Genomic DNA, 2,962 nt, shown 5'->3' with positions numbered 1-2,962 from the left:
CTACGGGCGAGGTGTTGGTCAGTACCCGGGGCAGTGCCGAAAATGCGGCCCTCTTCGTAGCACATAGCGCGTCCTGGTCCAGCAGCATCGTTCGCCCCGGCGCCGCAGCGTTACCGTTTGATGACCCAGGTCGCGTTCGAACCGTGGGTATGGTCACCGAAGACGGCCACGGACGGCGGTTTGGGACGTACGTGAACCGGCTTGTGCGGCTGAACGGCAACCGGGGCACGGATTTCTGGGAGAGCCCAAGCTACCATACTCTGGAGGTCCCCTTTCCCGATCCCGCCTACCCCAATGCCCTGTGGGTGGGGGCCGGCCCAGGGCAGGTCGTGCGCGTGGATACCGAGACGCTCCTCGCAACCGACTCGATTCGCATCCCGCTTGCCGTGTCGGGCACCTCCTGGACCATGGATGTGCACCGTACCCCCGACGGGCGGCTCTGGATTGCGTGTCGAGGCGGGCTCGTCGTGGTTGAAAACGGAACCGCACGCCCGGTGGAAGCGCTGGCGGGCGTACCGGTGCGCGACTTGATCACCGGACCCGACGGATCGCTCTGGGCTGCAACCGAAACCCTCGGACTGGTGCGCCTCCGCAATGGCGCGCTCGACGTGGTGGGCCTTGAGGCTGGACTTCCTACCACGTACCTCCTATCCATCATCTTCGACGACCTTGGCTTTGCCTGGATGAACGGCCGGTCGCTGCTCTACCGTGTTCGCACGGCAGATCTCGAGCGCGCCTTCGATGCGACAACGCCCGTCTCCATCGACGTGATTACGCTTCGCCCCTCCGACGGCCATCTCGGGTCGTCTCACTTCTTTTCTCGTCCCGCCCGGGCCCCTGATGGCAGCCTGTGGATCCCGTCCAGTCAGGGCGTCACGCGCATTGATCCGGCGGCATATGCCGAGCAGTTTGAGCGCCCGCCGCACGTCCTGGTGGAAGCCATCCAGACGGATTCAGAAGAGCAGGTGCCCACATCGGACATGTCGTCCATCCGGCTGCCCCGGGGCGAGCGCTCACTTTCGATGGTCTACACAGCGCTTGACTTCACCGCACCGGCTCTGCTTCGCTTCCGCACGCAACTCGTAGGTCTCGACGCGACGTGGCGCGACCAGGGCACCGCACGCTCTGCGGTCTATGGCGGCCTTGCGCCCGGCAGGTACACGTTTCGGGTGCAGGCGCGCAACGGCGGCGGCGTGTGGAGCGACCCGGTGGAGGCCAGCCTGGTGGTCCCGGCCTATTTCTATGAAACGGGCTGGTTCGCCTTTCTGTGCATTCTCGGACTGCTGGCCGCTCTCGGAGGGGGGCTGCATCTCCGCGAGCAAACGCAACAGCGGCGACGGCAACATCTCGAAGCGGTGGTGGACGAGCGGACCCGGCAGCTTCAATCCGAAAAGGAAACGGTAGCCTCTCAGGCCCGGCGCCTGCAAACACTCGACACGGCCAAAAGCGCCTTCTTTTCCAACGTCAGTCATGAGTTCAGAACCCCGCTCACGCTCATCCTTGGCCCCCTCGACGATCTCAAATCCGGTCTCTATGGCGCTTTGCCTACACCAATGGCACCACAGGTCCATCTTGCGCGCCGCAACGCCCGCCGGATGCTGGACCTCGTCAATCAGATTCTGGATGTGGCACGCCTGGAGGCTGGGCGTACGCAACTTCAGGTTCGCCCGTTTGAGCTCTGTGCCTTTGTTGTAGGCATCGCCGATCTCTTTCAGGCACTGGCTACGCGCAAATCGATCGATCTGGACGTGGACCGGCCGCTGCATTCGGTTGAGGTGGTGGCCGATCCGATGCAACTGGAGAAGGTCGTCGTCAACCTGCTTTCAAATGCGCTCAAGTTCACCCCGACGGGCGGCGCCGTGCGCGTCACCATAACCGCCCGGCACGGCATCGCCCGCGTATCTGTGCAGGATAGCGGTCCTGGCATCCCGGCAGACGACATCCCCCACATCTTCGACCGATTCTACCGGGTGGGCGGTGCCATGCAGATGCATCCGGGCACTGGAATCGGGCTGGCTCTCGCCAAGGAGATCATGGACCTCCACGAAGGGACGCTCACCGTGGAAAGTGAAAGGGGCGCCGGGAGCACATTTACCCTGACGCTCCCCCGGAGAGCAGCCCATATCGCCCCGAGGCAACCCGCCCAACCCGCCGCTTCCTGGACCCCGGATACCACACACACCTTCGTGGACCTCACCCCTGACCACTCTGGCCATGGCCCGGCGCTTGACGAGACCGACCCGGATTCCGACCGGACCACAATCCTCGTGGTGGAGGATCACCCCGAGGTGCGGGCCTACATTCGCCGTCATCTCGAACAGGCTTCGGGCCCATACGCTCCCTACCGCATCCTCGAAGCAGCCGACGGCGAGGCTGGTCTGGCGCTTGCCAAAGCGCGCCTGCCCGACATCGTGCTCTCCGACGTTATGATGCCCACACTCGACGGAATGGAACTGTGCCGCGCGCTTAAATCCGACCCCGAAACCGGCTTCATCCCCGTTATCCTTCTTACTGCGAAGGCTGCACCCGAAGACAAGATCGAGGGCCTTGGCGAACTGGCCGACGCCTACCTCACCAAGCCCTTTGACGTCGCCGAACTCCAGGCGCACATCACGAACCTGATTGCAGTGCGGACGCGGCTGCGCGAGCGCTTTCAGCAGGAGGGCATGGCCCTTCATGCTGGCAAAGATACGGACCCTTCCACGCGGCTTCCTGAACTCGAGGCCGTGGCTTCGACGACCGATGTGTTTCTGGGACGGGTGCGTGAGACCGTTGCCTTGCACCTCAGCGATGATACGTTTTCGGTGCAGCGCCTGGCCGATGAGGTGGGTGTGAGTCGCGGGCACCTCCATCGGCAACTGAAGGCGCTGGCGGGCCTGACGCCCACAGACCTGATTCGGACGATGCGCCTGGAGCAAGCTGCCCACCTGCTTGCGTGCCAGGCAGGCACCGTCAGCGAGAT

The 2,962-nt window shown here is 64.0% G+C and carries 1 protein-coding gene; it reads left to right on the top strand.

The window, feature by feature from the left end; all coding sequences use genetic code 11:
• Window positions 1-149 precede the first annotated feature (149 nt).
• The coding region (locus R6U20_RS04105; protein WP_410336599.1) for an ATP-binding protein at window positions 150-2,962 on the top strand (2,813 nt) is incomplete at its 3' end.

The organism is Longimonas sp., from assembly GCF_046498435.1.
In the GTDB taxonomy this organism is placed as follows: Bacteria; Bacteroidota; Rhodothermia; order Rhodothermales; family Salinibacteraceae; genus Longimonas.
The sequence above is the reverse complement of the archived record's forward strand: the minus strand, read 5'-3'. Positions and strand labels throughout refer to the sequence as shown.